The organism is Lacibacterium aquatile (assembly GCF_042683105.1).
In the GTDB taxonomy this organism is placed as follows: domain Bacteria; phylum Pseudomonadota; class Alphaproteobacteria; order Elsterales; family Elsteraceae; genus Lacibacterium; species Lacibacterium aquatile.
The window spans coordinates 272,626-287,301 of the sequence record NZ_JBHUIP010000012.1; the positions used below are offsets into that span (position 1 = coordinate 272,626).

Annotated in this window: 17 protein-coding genes; 8 read left to right on the forward strand and 9 right to left on the reverse strand. The window is 63.4% G+C overall.

From position 1 onward, the window contains the following. The first annotated feature begins 2 nt into the window (after window positions 1-2). Window positions 3-875, forward strand: a complete 873-nt coding sequence (locus ACFSM5_RS12890; RefSeq protein ID WP_379876836.1) for a type II secretion system F family protein — start codon at window positions 3-5, stop codon at window positions 873-875. Here ACFSM5_RS12890 and ACFSM5_RS12895 read toward each other — a convergent pair. Further along, a complete protein-coding gene (locus ACFSM5_RS12895) occupies window positions 835-1,434 on the reverse strand; it encodes a tetratricopeptide repeat protein (protein ID WP_379876837.1) in 600 nt (199 codons plus the stop codon). The two genes, ACFSM5_RS12890 and ACFSM5_RS12895, sit on opposite strands and share 41 nt — an antisense overlap. A gap of 95 nt (window positions 1,435-1,529) precedes the next feature. Between ACFSM5_RS12895 and ACFSM5_RS12900 the strand changes: the two genes are divergently transcribed. Genes ACFSM5_RS12900 through ACFSM5_RS12925 form a run of 6 tightly spaced genes read left to right on the forward strand, consistent with a single transcriptional unit; the run spans window position 1,530 to window position 5,619 of the window. Continuing rightward, a complete protein-coding gene (locus ACFSM5_RS12900) occupies window positions 1,530-1,919 on the forward strand; it encodes a pilus assembly protein N-terminal domain-containing protein (protein WP_379876838.1) in 390 nt (129 codons plus the stop codon). Next, window positions 1,919-3,211 carry a pilus assembly protein TadG-related protein gene (locus ACFSM5_RS12905; RefSeq protein ID WP_379876839.1) on the forward strand — a complete coding sequence of 431 codons (1,293 nt, stop codon included), beginning with the start codon at window positions 1,919-1,921 and terminating at the stop codon, window positions 3,209-3,211. Before ACFSM5_RS12900 ends, ACFSM5_RS12905 begins: the two co-directional genes overlap by 1 nt. Further along, the gene (locus ACFSM5_RS12910; protein WP_379876840.1) at window positions 3,208-3,633 is read left to right on the forward strand and encodes a TadE/TadG family type IV pilus assembly protein; all 426 of its coding nucleotides are present in this window, start codon (window positions 3,208-3,210) and stop codon (window positions 3,631-3,633) included. The genes ACFSM5_RS12905 and ACFSM5_RS12910 overlap by 4 nt, the downstream gene beginning before the upstream one ends. Further along, window positions 3,623-4,132 (forward strand): TadE/TadG family type IV pilus assembly protein, encoded by a 510-nt coding sequence (locus ACFSM5_RS12915; RefSeq protein WP_379876841.1) that lies wholly within the window; start codon window positions 3,623-3,625, stop codon window positions 4,130-4,132. The genes ACFSM5_RS12910 and ACFSM5_RS12915 overlap by 11 nt, the downstream gene beginning before the upstream one ends. Window positions 4,133-4,158: 26 nt before the next feature. Then, window positions 4,159-4,845 (forward strand): Crp/Fnr family transcriptional regulator, encoded by a 687-nt coding sequence (locus tag ACFSM5_RS12920; protein WP_379876842.1) that lies wholly within the window; start codon window positions 4,159-4,161, stop codon window positions 4,843-4,845. Window positions 4,846-4,905: 60 nt separating this feature from the next. Continuing rightward, window positions 4,906-5,619, forward strand: a complete 714-nt coding sequence (locus ACFSM5_RS12925) for a hypothetical protein (protein WP_379876843.1) — start codon at window positions 4,906-4,908, stop codon at window positions 5,617-5,619. Window positions 5,620-5,651: 32 nt separating this feature from the next. On the opposite strand, the gene ACFSM5_RS12930 is transcribed toward ACFSM5_RS12925, so the two are convergent. The 7 genes from ACFSM5_RS12930 to ACFSM5_RS12960 all read right to left on the reverse strand — a co-directional run bounded on the left by ACFSM5_RS12930 (window position 5,652) and on the right by ACFSM5_RS12960 (window position 12,383). Beyond that, complete coding sequence (locus ACFSM5_RS12930) at window positions 5,652-6,407, reverse strand: substrate-binding periplasmic protein (protein WP_379876844.1); 756 nt, start codon at window positions 6,405-6,407, stop codon at window positions 5,652-5,654. A 172-nt stretch (window positions 6,408-6,579) separates the two neighbouring features. Then, window positions 6,580-7,068, reverse strand: coding sequence for an L-2-amino-thiazoline-4-carboxylic acid hydrolase (locus tag ACFSM5_RS12935; protein WP_379876845.1), 489 nt, complete (start codon window positions 7,066-7,068; stop codon window positions 6,580-6,582). Then, window positions 7,058-7,849 carry an ATP-binding cassette domain-containing protein gene (locus ACFSM5_RS12940; protein WP_379876846.1) on the reverse strand — a complete coding sequence of 264 codons (792 nt, stop codon included), beginning with the start codon at window positions 7,847-7,849 and terminating at the stop codon, window positions 7,058-7,060. Before ACFSM5_RS12940 ends, ACFSM5_RS12935 begins: the two co-directional genes overlap by 11 nt. Next, on the reverse strand, window positions 7,846-8,787 hold the full coding sequence (locus tag ACFSM5_RS12945) for an ABC transporter ATP-binding protein (RefSeq protein ID WP_379876847.1): 942 nt from the start codon (window positions 8,785-8,787) through the stop codon (window positions 7,846-7,848). Before ACFSM5_RS12945 ends, ACFSM5_RS12940 begins: the two co-directional genes overlap by 4 nt. Next, on the reverse strand, window positions 8,784-9,605 hold the full coding sequence (locus ACFSM5_RS12950; RefSeq protein ID WP_379876848.1) for an ABC transporter permease: 822 nt from the start codon (window positions 9,603-9,605) through the stop codon (window positions 8,784-8,786). The genes ACFSM5_RS12945 and ACFSM5_RS12950 overlap by 4 nt, the downstream gene beginning before the upstream one ends. After that, window positions 9,602-10,594, reverse strand: coding sequence for an ABC transporter permease (locus ACFSM5_RS12955; protein WP_379876849.1), 993 nt, complete (start codon window positions 10,592-10,594; stop codon window positions 9,602-9,604). Before ACFSM5_RS12955 ends, ACFSM5_RS12950 begins: the two co-directional genes overlap by 4 nt. Window positions 10,595-10,772: 178 nt before the next feature. Further along, entirely contained in the window at window positions 10,773-12,383 is a 1,611-nt protein-coding gene (locus ACFSM5_RS12960) for an ABC transporter substrate-binding protein (protein ID WP_379876850.1), read from the reverse strand. Between the two features lie 147 nt (window positions 12,384-12,530). Here ACFSM5_RS12960 and ACFSM5_RS12965 point away from each other — a divergent pair, with 147 nt between their 5' ends. Next, window positions 12,531-13,121, forward strand: coding sequence for an ANTAR domain-containing response regulator (locus ACFSM5_RS12965; protein ID WP_379876851.1), 591 nt, complete (start codon window positions 12,531-12,533; stop codon window positions 13,119-13,121). A 409-nt stretch (window positions 13,122-13,530) separates the two neighbouring features. Here the strand turns inward: ACFSM5_RS12965 and ACFSM5_RS12970 are convergent, their stop codons facing one another. Then, entirely contained in the window at window positions 13,531-14,673 is a 1,143-nt protein-coding gene (locus ACFSM5_RS12970; protein WP_379876852.1) for a Gfo/Idh/MocA family protein, read from the reverse strand. Window positions 14,674-14,676: the final 3 nt, after the last annotated feature.

Consider the following 14,676-nt stretch of genomic DNA (forward strand, 5'->3'; position numbering starts at 1 on the left):
CCATGGGCGTCCTGATCGCATGCGGCTATTTCCTGGCTGCTCTGGCCCTGTTCCTGGGACTGCTCTGGCCCCGCCTGAAAACGGATCCGCTACAAGGCCGGTTCGCTCGGCTGGCCGGACAGGCGCCTGCACCGACGGCAAAGCCCTTCACGTTCCGCCTGCCCCAAGCTGGCGGCAAACGCGCCGCCCAACTGCGGCGCAAGCTTATTCAAGCAGGGCACCGCGAACCGGGCGCGCTGGCCGATCTCGTACGGCGGCAAATTATCTATGCAGCCGGTTTCTGCGCAGCTGCGGGACTGCTGATGCTGATCGGCAAAGGCGCGCAACTAGCGACCCTTACTCGCCTCTGTGTGCCGCTGGTGGCGCTGGCCGCCGGTTACTTCCTGCCGGTTCTGCTGGTGGAGAACGATATCCAAAAACGCCGGGAGCAGATCGCGCGCGGCTTTCCCGATGCCATGGACCTGATGCTGATCTGCGCTGAAGCCGGGCTTGCCGTCGATGCCTCCTGGCGCCGTGTCGCATCAGAACTGGGCGCCGATCATCCTGCCCTTGGCGATGAGCTGGAAATGACCGCCGCCGAACTCTCCTATCTGCCCGAGCGACGCCAAGCCTTCGAGAATCTGATCGAGCGCACGGATAGTCCGGCCGTCCGGATTGTTGCCCAGGCCCTGATCCAGGCGGAACGCTACGGCACCCCCGTCGCCACCACCCTGCGTGCCGTCGCCCAGGATGTCCGGGACGAGCGGGTCGCTATCGCCGAAAAAGCGGCGGGCGCCCTGCCCGCCAAGCTGACCGTGCCGATGATCGTGTTTTTCTTACCCGCGCTGCTGGTCGTTATTCTTGGACCGGCAGTAATGACGATGACCCGGGGCTGACCCTATGAGCAGCTTCATCCAGCAATTTCAGGTTATTCGCCGCCTGAACCGGAGCCTGGGGCAGGGTGACCGCACGGGCCAGCAAGGCGCGGGCCTCGGCACTCCGACCGGCCTGCGCCAGCGACAGGCCCCAATTGTTGAGAACGACCGGATTGTTCGGACCGGCGGCATCCGCCCGGCGATGCCAGCTCTCGGCAATCTGAACAGCCCCCTGCTGGTCGAAGGCGCTGCCCATGGCGGTCAAAAGGCGCCAATCGTTCGGTGTCGCCTGAACGGCAGCCTCCAGATAAGGCATCGCTTCGCCCGCTTTTCCGGCCAGCACCAGGGATTTGCCAAGTTCGCCCTTGAGCGCAGCATCTCCCGGCCGCTCGGCAAGTCCGTTGCGCGCGACGGTGATCGCCTGATCGGGCTTGCCCGACCGGCGCAATTGAGCCGCCTCGGTCAAGGCGCGCTCCGAGGATCCGCCAGTCAGCCCATCCAAAGTAACGCAACCGCCAAGAGTAAGAGCAACACCCACGAGGGCAAGGCGAGCAGTTTTCGCCAATACAAAGGCACCCATAAAGAGATCATCCTCAGATGAGAAATTTTCCGAACTATAGAGGCGCGACCGCATCGATACTAGCATTATTGCTATTTATACTTATGGCGATAATGATGAATGCACATGCTGCAGAAATACAACAGAGACCCATCAGTCTCTCCCTCAATACCGTTGCGATTCTACCCTTAGCCCAGGATGCAGCTACGGTCATCGTCGGCAATCCTGGCGTTGCCAATGTGCAGATCGAGGAATCGCGCCGGATCATGATCCTCGGGCAATCTGTAGGGCAGACCAACCTCATCGTCCTGGACGGCGAGGGGAAAGCCTTCCTGTCGGCTGCCTTGATCGTCGTCCCCGCCAATGCCGGGCGCGTCACCGTGCGCCGGGGTGGGAAACCTCCGGCAGACTATGTTTGTTCCGGCCGCTGCTTCCAGATCGAAGGCGGCGAGGCGGGCGGTGGACGGCTGCCGTCCGCACCGCCAGCGGCAGTGCCGGTCGATTGATGGATCTGCTCCGGCGCCTTCTTCGGGATCGACGCGGCGTTTTCGCCGTGATGACAGCGCTGCTGCTGCCGCTTGTGCTGGCCTTGCTGTTGATTGTCGTCGATTTCGGACGCGCCATGAGTGCCCGTACCCAGAGTCAGGGCATCGCCGATACCGCCGCCCTGACCGCTGCATCCCATCTCGACCGCCGGGCCGATGCCCTGGACCGGGCCACCCTGGCTGCGCGCGAGATGGTCGAGCGGGCGCAGGCCACGGGCGGAACGCTGCTGCCGCCGCGCCTGGAGCGGATCGACTGGTGGACCGCCGATGGCCGGGCGACAAACGATCCGCACCGGGCCGCAGGCGTTTCCGTGGCCCTTGAGCCCGAAAGCTTGCCCTCCTTTTCCGCCGGCCTGCTGCGGACCTTCGCGGGCAGCGTTCCTGCCGCTTTCAGCATCGCACCCAAGGCCCGCGCTGCCAACGAAGCCCTGACCTGCCGGGCCGAACCGCTGGTGCTTTGCCGTCCCGAGGACTTAAGCGACGATCCGGCCGCCGCCCGCTGGGCCGGACGGCAGATGCGCCTGACCTCCGTCGGGCGCAGGCCCGGCCAACTGCTGCCGCTCTGTCTGGCCGATGGGCGCTGCGGCGTCTCGGCGGTTCTGGCAGCCTTGCGGAATCCGGCGGATGCCCCCTGTGCTTCGCCGGATGCGGAGATCGCCCCCCTTACCTTCCCTGACATTAAGAACGCGATCACCGAGCGGCTGGGACCACCGGACCTCTGGACGCCGAACGCCCATCCAGCCCTCAGCCGTTATCCCCGTGACCTAAGTCTGGCCACGGGGGATGATAGCGGGTTCGGTAACGCCTTCTGGGACCGGGCCTATTATTGGCGCGCCGTGCGCGGCAGCGTTCCCCCGACCGATCTGGTGCAGGCCAGCCGCTTTCAGACCCAGCTTTATGAGCGGGAGAGGGCCTATGCCGCCCATCGCCTGGAAACCCTAGCACCACCGCCAACCGCTTTGCCGCCGGAGTTCGAACGGGTCAATCCTCCCCATGTGGTGCGGGCCTACCCGCCCGTCGCCCGCGACCGCCTGCCGTCTCCCACCTATCTCAGCGACATACGCCACCGGATACTCACGGTCGGCCTGGCCGATTGTCGGGACGAAGCCCACGCCCGCACCCTGACCGTCGGCAATCGGCTGCGGATGTTCCTGACCGAGCCGCCCGACCGCACCGCGATCTATGCCGAAGTTATCGGACCAGTGCCGAACGGCGATCCCGAGCGGGTGTCACAGGGACGGCTGGTCGAATGAGCAAGCTCGACACCGAAGGCGCTGCCGCCGTGGAATTCGCCCTGATCGCGCCGGTGCTGCTGATGGCCGTGCTGATCGGGGCCGATCTGGCACGCGCCTGGATGCAGCGGGCGGAGGTAGAGCATGGCACCCGTCTTGCCGCCCGCCATGTCGCCGCGCTTGCCGACCCCTTCGGCCCAGATGCTGTCGTCGCTGCGCGACTGATCGCGCAATCGGCAGGCAGCAGCCGCGCCCCGCTGGCCGGGTGGGAGCGCCGGGAGGCCCTGTTCGCCGTCCGTCTTCACGAGGAGAACGACCGACGCTGGCTGGAGGTGGAAGCGGCGATTCCCTATGTCCCGCTCCTCTCCGCCTTCTCCCGCTTTATGCCGGACGGGATCGACCTCAAGGCCAAGGTCGAGGAGCCATTGCTGAATGGCCGCTAGATCCCTGTCTCGGCTCGACAGGTCGGGCGCCACCGCTATCGAAGTGGCGCTGCTGCTGCCCCTGTTCCTGATGATCGTGCTGGGAGGCCTCGATATCGGGCTTTGGCTGCTGCAGTCCGCGCGCCTGTCGGAGGCAGCCCGCCGTGCAGCCCGCGCTGCCGTCATTACCGCGCCTGTGGCGTCGCTCTCCGACCAGGGGACGGTCAGTTGCCGTCGTGTCTCCGGCATCACTTGCAGCGGCGGTTCGATCATCGCGCCGGACAGTTTCGACCGTATCGAGCGCGCCGCCGACATGGCACTGGCCGATGGGTCGATGATCGTTACCTACCGGCTTCTGCCCGATGGGTCATCGAACTCGAAACACCCAATAGTTGTTATTGATATAAAAAATGCAACTCACACTCTGATTTTCATGCATATCATTCCCGGCATCGGCCGGACCATCACCTTGGCCACCGCGACTGCCAGCGGCAGCCTGCCCCGAAAAGCCTACCGCTGAGATCCGCCATGGAGACACCTGCCCACATGACGACCGATCTGCTCGCCCTGCTGCGCACCAACCCGTTCCTGACAGGTATCGGTGCCGATGCTATCGACCGGCTGATCGCTGCCGGGCAACTGCGGCCCTGCAACCCTGAAGAGGTCCTATTTGCTTCTGGCGATTTGTCCACATCCGTGTTTTTCCTGCTGAAGGGCACGATCCGCATCCTGTCGCGCGATCAAGGCCGCCCTGTCCCCCTGGCCGACCTAGCGCCAGGGGAGATCTTCGGTGAACTGGCCGCCATTGATGGGCTCCAGCGTACCGGCGATGCAGTGGCCATCGATGCAGTCGAGGTTTTCGAATGCCCGCGTGAGGCTTTCCTGGCGCTGATTGTCGAAAATGCACCCCTGGGCCTACGGCTTCTGGAGCGTTTTTCCGCCGTCATACGCCGCGCCGACACACGGATCAGCGCGCTCTCCAACCTGTCACCGGGCCAGCGGGTGTTCTTTGCCTTGCTCAACCTCGCGACCCCCGACACGGCGGGCAGCGGCACCTGGACCATCAGCCCCGCCCCGCCGCACCGGGAAGTCGCAGGCTGGGCAGGCACGACCGAGGAAGTGGTGGCAGGCGCCGTCGCACAGCTCATGCGCAACGGCCTGCTGCGCCGCCGCAACATGGATCTCCAGATCTTCGACCGTTCCAAGATCGAAGCCCTTATCCAGCAAAGCTGAAGCGTCGCAGGAAAGCCGCAATCTCCAGCTGTGCTGGCCGCATCTTTTGGGAGATCGAAGATGCGGCGTTTGAAATTATTAGCGTTATTGGCCGCCCTTAGTGCGCTGCCCGCATCAGCAACGATGCTCTACAGAGACAAGCTCACCTGCCCTTATGACGGCACCCAATTCGTCGAGACCTGGGCAACCATAATGCCCTACGATGGATACATGCATGGGGAGCCGTTCCCAGGGCTTTTCTGGCGCACCGCCGTCTGCCCCACCAACGGCTTTCCGATCTTTAAAGACAGTTTTTCTGACGAAGAGTTGGAGCGCCTGCGCCCCGCTATCTTTTCACCCGAATTTCAGACGATGAGAAAAGCCGACGCCTATTCTTACAAGGTTCTCTGGTTGGCAGAGCGCCTGGGGACGGTCGATCGGGCGAAAAAGATCGACTATCTGTTCAAAGCGATCTGGGAGTCGGATCATAGCAATCCGCGATTTCCTGCCTATACGGCTATGCTGCTGCCTCTTCTGGAAGAAGATCGTCAGCAGCGCGTAGCGGGCGGTCAAATCGCCATCGAGCGAGAAGATCTTTATCACGGTGACCTGCTCAGACTGATGGGCCGCCATGATGAAGCCCGCAGTCATTTCACCGAGCTTCAGCCCGCCCTATCTGTAACCAAGTGGCCACAATGGATGAGCGAGTTCATCGACGTCGAACTCAAACTCATCGACGCGGGCGACACCGCGCCGCGCCGTGAATCTGAAGTCCTGCCGTCCCGCAAAAAATAGAGAAGGCGGCCTATGCCGCCTTCTCCGTTCGCCTACTTCAGCTTGGCGTCCCAGTCCGCCTCGATCTTCTTGAAGGTGCCGTCCGCCTGGATCTTGGCGAGACCTGCGTCGAGGGCTGCTGCCAGTTCGGCCGCCTTCGGATGGCGCTTGGAGATCGCCACATAGAGCGGGGGGAAGTCGTCGACATAGCCGACAACCTTGAGACCGCTTTTGAATTCGGGCGTTTTGCCGATCAGGGCCGTCGCCACCTTTTCCGCCGCCAGAGCGTAATCGACGCGTTGGGCGATGGCTTTCTTGAAGCTCATTTCGGTCTGCGGGGCGGTGTCGCGCTTGATGCTGGTGTTCTTGTCGACGGTCGGGCCGTAGTCGTACCCCAGGGTCACGCCGATGGTCTTATTGGCGAGGCTGGCGCCGGTCAGGCCGCTTTCCGCCGATCCGGCATGGGCCAGGATCGCGACGCGGGTCGTGAAGATCGGCGTCTTATGGAACACATAGTCGGCCGCATAATCTTCCGAGAAGTTAGTGTTGAAGCAGCCCAGTTCTTCGGCCGACTTCACAACTTCCATGCAGCGCGCATAGGGCATGGTCTTGAACTCGACGCTCTTGCCGGCCGCCTGCATCGCCGCCGTGATGACGTCATAGGCAAAGCCGGTATAGCCTGGCTTCCCCTCGGCCTTGGCGGCATAGGGGAACCAATCATCCTCGCCCACCAGGGTGAAATCAGCCGCCCAGGTCGGGCCCGCCAGGGTCACGAGGGCCGCCGCACTCAACAGAATTTTTTTGATCATCTGAATGCTCCAGAAATTACTTAACTGAATTCAGATAATTCGAATTATTCATCCGATCAAAGTAATAATGAACTATATATAGATATATCCTCCGCACATATTTCAATATTATTGTTAATCTGCAGTCAAATTGTGCAAGTTGATTATATTTTACTCAAAATCCAAAGAAAACCTAGCTGCCATCACGCAGATGGATATGGCAGCAGCCCTTGTGTCCCTCGGTCCAGGTTTCGGCGGAGAATTTCAGCCCCACGCCTTCGAACAGGCCTTTGTCGAAAGCACCCGCGAGCTTGCAAAGAGTGGCAACTTCCTCGGCGTCGGCACCGCTGGACTGCCAGGCATCGAGCAATGGGCAGCGCTGGACACAGATATCGATGCCATCGGCATGTCGCGTCACTTCGGTTGGATACATGGCGCCGCCATTGGGGCTGACCGCCAGGAACGCCTCGCCCACTGCCAGGGCATCCTTGGGACCGAAGTTCTTGAATGCCGCCGCCGCGACGCCTTTGCCGCGCCGCTCAATCGCCTTTGCCAGCAGCTCCAGCGCCTTTTCGCGCCCCAGATCGGCACTGAGTTCAGCCAGCAGATCCTGGTAGAGAAAAGCGCGGTTCTTGAAGGCATCTTCGAGTTCACGGGCCAGCCGTTCGTTACTAACCGTCATGGTGTGTCCTTCCGGGTTCGATCAGTCGCGGTACAGCCGCGATCAGGCTTTGGGTATAGGGATGCCGGGGATCGGCGAGCACGGTTTCTGTGTCGCCTTCCTCCACGATCCGGCCCTGGTGCAGGACCAGGATGCGGTCGGCGATGGCGCGCACGACCGCCAGATCATGGCTAATGAAGAGATAGCCGCAGCCGCGATCCCGTTGCAGGCGGCGCAGCAGGTTCAGGATCTGGGCGCGGACCGAGACATCCAGGGCCGATACCGGCTCGTCCAGGATCAGCAGCTCCGGTTTCGAGGCAAGCGCCCGCGCAATCGCCACCCGCTGCCGCTGCCCGCCGGAAACCTCGTGAGGCAGGCGGTCGAGCAGCGTGTCGGGAAGTCCCACTTCTTGGAAAGCATCGCGTACCCGTGCGGCGATCTCTTGCCGCCCCAAGCCTTGCAGACGGAAAGGATCGCTGAGCAGACGCCGCAAGCTGGCGCGTGGATTGAAGGCGGCGATGGGATCCTGAAAAACCATCTGCAGGCGACCACGCGCGTGACGCAGCGCCTCCCCCCGCATCGCCAGCCAATCGACACCCCCGAACTGCACCGCGCCGCCTTCGGCTTCGATGAGACGGGTCAGCAGCCGGGCGCAGGTGGTTTTGCCGGATCCGCTTTCCCCCACCAGCGCCACGGTCTCCCCGGCTGCGACCGAGAAGCTGACCCCGTCCAGCCCGACAGAGCCAGTCCCCCGGCTATAGAGCTTGCGCAGATTCTGCACGGTCAGCAGGGGAGTGCTCATGCCGCTGCTTCCGCATTATGGCAAGCGACGCCATCGCCGATTGTGCCGCGCCAGACAGGCATCATCTCCCGGCACGGCAGTCCGGCTTTCGGGCAACGGGGGGCGAAGGGACAGCCGTCGCGCTGCTCCCCCGGTTGAGGCAGGCTGCCTGGAATCTCGGGCAGCAGGTCGGTACGCGGCCGCCCCAGATCCAGACTGGTCGCGATCAGCCCTGCCGTATAGGGATGGCGCGGGTTATCGAGCAGGCGGCGCAGTGGCCCCGCCTCCATCACCCGCCCGGCGTAGAGCACCACGATGCAGTCGGCAAGCTGGGCTGCCAGGGCCAGGTCATGGGTGATCAGCAGCAGGCTCAACGACCGCTCGCGCCCGATGGTTTTCAGCAGCTCGACGATGCGCCCCTGGGTGCGCACATCCAGGGCGGTTGTCGGCTCGTCGGCGATCAATAGTTCAGGATCACCCGCCAAGGCCATCGCGATGGCGACCCGCTGGCGCATGCCGCCGGAAAACTGATGCGGATAGGCAGCAAGCGATGTAGCGCCATCGATCCCGACCCGATCCAGCAGGGCGCGCGCGCCCTCGCGATGATCCTGCCAGCGCCTCTTGCCGTTCGGCCTATGGGTGGCCAGAACCTCCGCCACCTGCTCACCAATGGAGAGGATGGGATGCAGGCTCGACATCGGATCCTGGAATACAAGGCCGATATCCCGCCCTGCCTGGGGGGCTTCGGTGCGGCCCGGCCAGCGGATATCGCCCGACACCTCGGCCTCTTTGGGCAGCAGTCCGGCCAGCGCCAGGGCGGTCAGGCTCTTGCCCGAGCCACTTTCCCCGATCAGCGCCGTGACCTTGCCTGCGGGCAGATCGATATCGATATCGCGCACCACCGCGACCCCGGCGAACCCCAGGGTCAGCTTGCGGATTTCAACGAGGCTACCGCTCACGATCCCGCCCCCACGGCCCGGCGAGGGGCCAGCCGCTCGCTCAAAGCATCCGCCAGGATATTGACGGAGAGGGCGGCAGCCACCACAGCGACACCGGGAATGGCCGATAAGGTCCAGTTCGAGCGCATGACCGCGCGGCCCTCGGCGATCATCTGTCCCCAACTGGCACTGTTCGGATCGCCCAACCCCAGGAAGGACAGCGCCGTTTCGATCAGGATCGCACTCGCCACGGTCACGGCGCCCAGGGCAATGGCGGGGGCAACGGCGTTCGGCAGCACCTCCACCAGGGCGATGCGCCAGCCCGGCATGCCGAGCACCCGGCAGGCATCGACAAAATCGCGGGACTTGAGGCTCAGCACCTCCGCCCGCACCAGCCGCGCCGGCCCGGTCCAGGAAGAAAGGCCAATGGCGATGACAAAACTGCTCAAGGACGGCCCGAAGACCGAGACCAGGGCCAGCGCCAGCACGAAGTTCGGCACCGTGCGGAAAGCATCGGCAAGGCGCATCAGCAGGATATCGACCCAACCGCCGACATAGCCCGCCAGCGTGCCGACAATCGATCCCACCAGTGTCGCCGCCAGGGCTGCCGCCAAAGCAACCGACAGCGAGACCCGCGCCCCATGGATCAGCGCCGCCAGCACATCGCGCCCCAGCCGATCCGTTCCCAGCGGCCGGGCCCAATCCTCGAACGGCGGCAGCAGGGGCCGTGCCACCATCGCCAGCGGATCGCCCGGACTGAACCAGGGCGCCAGAAGTGCGGCGAGCGTCAGCGCAAGCAGAACCAGCGCGGCCAAACAGGTCAGGATGCCGGTTCTCATGCTGCCTGCCCTATGCGCGGGTCCAACCGCCGATAGACGATATCGACCGCCAGCGACGCCAGGATCACCAGCAGCGTATTGGCCAGCACGATGCCCATCAGCAGCGGCATGTCGCGCTGGGTGACGGATTCAAAGGCCAGCCGCCCCAGGCCAGGGATCGCGAAGACACTCTCGATCACCACGCTGCCCCCCAGCAACGCCCCGGCCTGCAAGCCGACCAGGGTGAGCACGGGCAGCAGCGCGGCGCGCACCACATGGCGCATCAGCAGGCGGCGGGACGCGATTCCCTTGGCTTGGGCCGTGCGGATGAAAGGGGCTCGCCAGACCTCTACCATGCCTGTCCGCATCATGCGGGCATAGAGCGCCAGATACAGCAACGCGAGCGAGCAGGTAGGCAGGACCAGGTGCCGGGCGATATCCAGGACGCGGGCGACGCCGGTCAGATCCGACGCGATGGTCTCGACCCCACCCAGGGGGAACCACGCCAGCTTGACCGCAAACCCCAGGATCAGCATCAGCCCGACCCAGAAACCCGGCAGGGCATAAAACAGCAGCGTCGCCCCCAGCACCGCGCGATCTGCCGGTGACCCCGGACGGCGACCGGCAAAGATTCCCAGTGGCACCCCGATGGCAATCGCCAGGGCATTGGCACCCAGGGTCAGCAGCAGCGTATTGCCCGCCCGCTCCAGGATCACATCGACCACCGGCCGGTTGAAGGCGACGGAAAAGCCGAAGTCGCCGGTCAGGATGCCCCCCAGATAGGCCAGCAGCCGGGTCGTCCAATGGCGATTGAGCCCCCAGTCGGCGCGCAATTGCGCGACCAGCCCGGCATCACCGCCCGTCTTGGCCAGATAGGCATCGACGGCATCGCCGGGTGCGGCCTCCATCAGCAGGAACGTCCCAACGGCAACGATCAGCAGTACCGGCACCGCCTGCGCAAGGCGATGCAGCAAAGCCGCGGCCAGGGGATTCTGGGGAAGAAACGCCATGGGTTTACTGGATCACGGGAGGGGAGTCGGGGGCAAGTGACCCGCAAAAACTCGTCATCCCGGGACTTGATCCCGGGATCTCCTCCGGGAGCGCGTCCCCACTGTCTTTGACACATCCCAAGGGCCGTCGGAGGAGATCCCGGGATCAAGTCCCGGGATGACAAAAGGATGGAAGGTCTTAGCTCGCCAGCCAGACATCCGCCCAGTTGGATGTCGCCCAGCGCGGATTATTGGCCAGGTTCTTCACAGAATCGCGCGCAACCGTGATGAAGGTGAATTCCGCCACCACCAGCAGCGGCACCTGATCCTGGGCCAGTTTCTGGAAGTCCTTGTAGAGCGCGGTGCGGGCCGCCGTATCGACCGTCTCGGCCGCCTTGGCGATCAGCTCGTCCATCTTCGGATCGGCATAGCCATATTGGTTGCTGAAGGGCACCCCGGCGGGCAGACCGCCCTGATAGAGGATGGTGGTCGAAATGGCCGGATCGTTGCGATAGACGGGCGAGCCGACCGCGAGATCGAACTCATGATCCGTATAGACCGCCTTCTGATGGGCCGCCGGATCCCGCGACACGATTTCCGCATCGATGCCGACTGCCTTCAGGGCCTGGCGGGCATAATCGCCAAACTGCTTGGTCTGTTCGAACCAGGGTGCGGGGAACAGGCGCAGTTTAAAGCGCGTACCGTCGGCACCGCGCTTGTAGCCCGCCTCGTCCAGCAGCGCTTCAGCCTTCTTGGGATCGAAGCCATAGGTCGGTACATCGGCCGTGTAGAATTCCTTGGCCGACTTCGGCACCGGCCCGGTGGCGGCAGCGGCATAGCCTAGGAATATGGTCTCAACCACGAACTTCTGATCGATGGCATGGGCGATGGCGCGGCGCACCCGCACGTCCGCCAGTTCCTTGCGGCGGTTGTTGATCTCCAGCGTCAGCTGATAGGTGATGCCTTCATAGCCCTTGGGCTCCACCACCACGCCCTTGACCGCCCCGATGCGCTTCAGATCGCTCAAAGGTACGGCAGAGAAAGCGGTGAGCTGGATCTCGTTGGCCTCGATCGCCGCCGCCTTGGTCGCGGCATCGGGCAGGACACGATAGATGATCCGGTCGAGATAGGGCTTGCCGCTGTCCCAATAGTCCGGGTTGCGGTCCAGGCGATAATATTGCCCCGCCTTATATTCCCCGAACGTGAAGGGTCCGGTGCCGACCAGATTGGCATTGACCGGGTTGGCATTGATGTCGGTGCCCTCATAGAGATGCTTGGGCAGCACCGCCGTCACCGAGGGCAGCGCGTTGCGGATCAGCTGGATCGGGGTCGGCTTGGAGAAGCGGAAGATCGCGGTATGAGCGTCAGGGGTTTCGACGGCGTCGAGATCCTTGAAGATCTGCCGGCCGAGATTCTGCAGCTTCTTCCAGACCTCCAGCGCGGAGAAGGCAACGTCAGCCGAGGTGAAGGGCTTGCCGTCGTGCCATTTCACACCCTCGCGCAGTTTGAAGGCGATGCTCTTGCCATCTGCCGACCCGGTCCAGGACGTGGCGAGCAAGGGCCGCAGCCCCTCGCCGTCATAGGACATTTCGGCCAGAGGCTCGATCACCTTGCTCGCGACATAGAAGATGCCGTTCGAGGCTACAATGGCGGGGTTGAGGTTCCGCGGCTCGGTATCGGCCGCGACGGTCAGGGTCCCGCCGCGCTTGGGTGCCGTCTGCGCGAAGCCTTGGCCCGGCAGTGCCGCTGCAAAGGCAAGACCGGCCGTGCCGCCCAGAAGCTGACGCCGCGAGATATCGAAGTGACCCATGCCGATCTCCTGAATTCACAAACAATCTTCGTTTAATAGAAGATTTGACGATGAAATGAATAAGAATACCGACGTTGCACGCGGTCAATCTATATTTTGTCCCAGTCCGCCCGATTGATTGTCCCTATCAATGGCAAGGTTATTGCGATGCAACGCGCCATGTCCTTGCGGGTCCTTCTGGTCGATCATCACAGCGAACGTGCAGCCGCCATGGCGGACCTGCTGGGGCGCGAGGGATTCTCGATTGTCGCCACCGTCACCGGCCCCACCTCGCTCGCCGCCAAGATCGACGATCTGAAGCCCGATGTCGTCGTGCTGGATCTGGCCTCGCCAGACCGTGATGCACTGGAAGCTTTGCGTCTGGCGGGGAACGAGGCGCCGCTTCCCATGGTGATGTTCTGCAAGGAGGGTGACGATGGGTTGGTGATGGAGGCTATGCGGGCCGGTGTCACCGCCTATGCCATGGATGGCGTGCAGGTGGAGCGGCTGAAGCCGCTGCTCGACCTCGCCATCGCCCAGTTCCGGCAGTTTCAGCACCTGCGCGAAGAACGCGACGCCGCCCGCCAGACCCTGGCCGACCGCAAGCTCATCGACCGGGCCAAGGGCATCCTCATGAAGCGGAAAAGCTGCGACGAGGAAACCGCCTATGCCTTCCTGCGCAAAACCGCGATGGACCGGGGCGTGAAGCTCAATACCCTGGCAAGCGACATCATCGCGATGGAGGATCTGCTGAAATAATGGGCCGTGCTTCTGGCGGTTATTTGAGCAACAAGCCGTGATAAACTCCGTATCAGGAGAGAGTCATGTCCGATTCAAAATTTGACGATATTGCGGACCTACGCCTGGCGGAAGAGCGCCTGCTTCAGAATCGTGCCGGCGAATCGGAAACGATCCCACTAGAGCAACTGCTTGAACACTATGGCCTAGTTCCTCCAAAGCCTCGTCATCCTCGGACCCCGCGCGCGTTGCGCGCTTAACACGATGCTGGGCGGCAACGCCGCCGGGCCGAGGATCTGTGGCCGCGCTCGGTTCTTCGCTTAAAGATCCCCCGGTCAAGCCGGGGGATGACGACGGAGAGGGTGACAGGCAGTACGTCGCGGCCTGTCTACGCGAGATCCCAGGTCAAACCCGAGATGACAGCCATCTTTTAGAAAGTCACCCAGCCCGCGTTCTTCTCGCCGCTTTCCAGGCAGGCGTGGATGAAGCGCATGCCGTCCAGCCCGTGTTCCACCGTCGGCACCAGCAGCGCCTCTGGCTTCGGAGCGCGGCCTTCGAGCTTGGCGGTGATCTGCTCGGCAAGGTCGGTGTAGATCTGGGTGAAGCCTTCCAGATACCCCTCCGGATGCCCACCGGGAACCCGGCTGGCATGGGCAGCCACCGGTAGTGAGCCCGCGCCGTTCCGCACCACGAGGCGCGGCGGCTGGCCCAGGATGTTGTAATGGAGGTCGTTGGGATATTCCTGTTCCCAGAACAGGCTGGCCTTGTCGCCAAAGACCCGCAGGCGCAGGGCATTGCCATGGCCGGTCGCGACTTGACTGGCCCAGAGCGAGCCCTTCGCCCCGCCTTTGAAGCGCAGCAGCACCTGGACATTGTCGTCGACCACCCGGCCTTCGACCATGCTCGACACATCCGCCGCCAGCTCCGACAGGGTCAGGCCGGAGACGAAGCTGGCGATATTGAAGGCATGGCTGCCGATATCGCCCAGCGCGCCCGCGCCCGACTTCTTAGGATCGGTACGCCATTCGGCACCGCGATGGCCGGTCTTTTCGACCGCCGTCACCATCCAATCCTGGGGATATTCCACCTGGACGAGGCGGATCTGCCCCAGATCGCCCGCTGCCACCATCTCGCGCGCCTGCCGCACCATGGGGTAGCCGGTGTAGTTGTGGGTCAGGCCAAAGATCAGGCCGGATTTCTTCACCAGCGCCACCAGATCCTCGGCATCCTGCACATTGGTCGTCAGCGGCTTGTCGCAGATGACATGGAAGCCTTTTTCGAGGAACAGCTTGGCCTGCGGGTAATGCAGATGGTTCGGCGTCACGATAGCGACAGCGTCGATCTTGTCGGCGCGCTTAGCCTCGGCTTCCGCCATTTCCTGATAGGAACCATAGGCACGGTCGACCGCGATATGCAGCTCGGCCGCCGACGCCTTGGACTTCTCCGGGTCAGACGAGAAGGCCCCCGCCACCAGTTCGTATTTATCGTCGAGGCGCGAGGCGATGCGGTGCACGGCGCCGATGAAAGCCCCCTGCCCGCCGCCGACCATCCCAAGGCGAATGCGACGTGACATGCT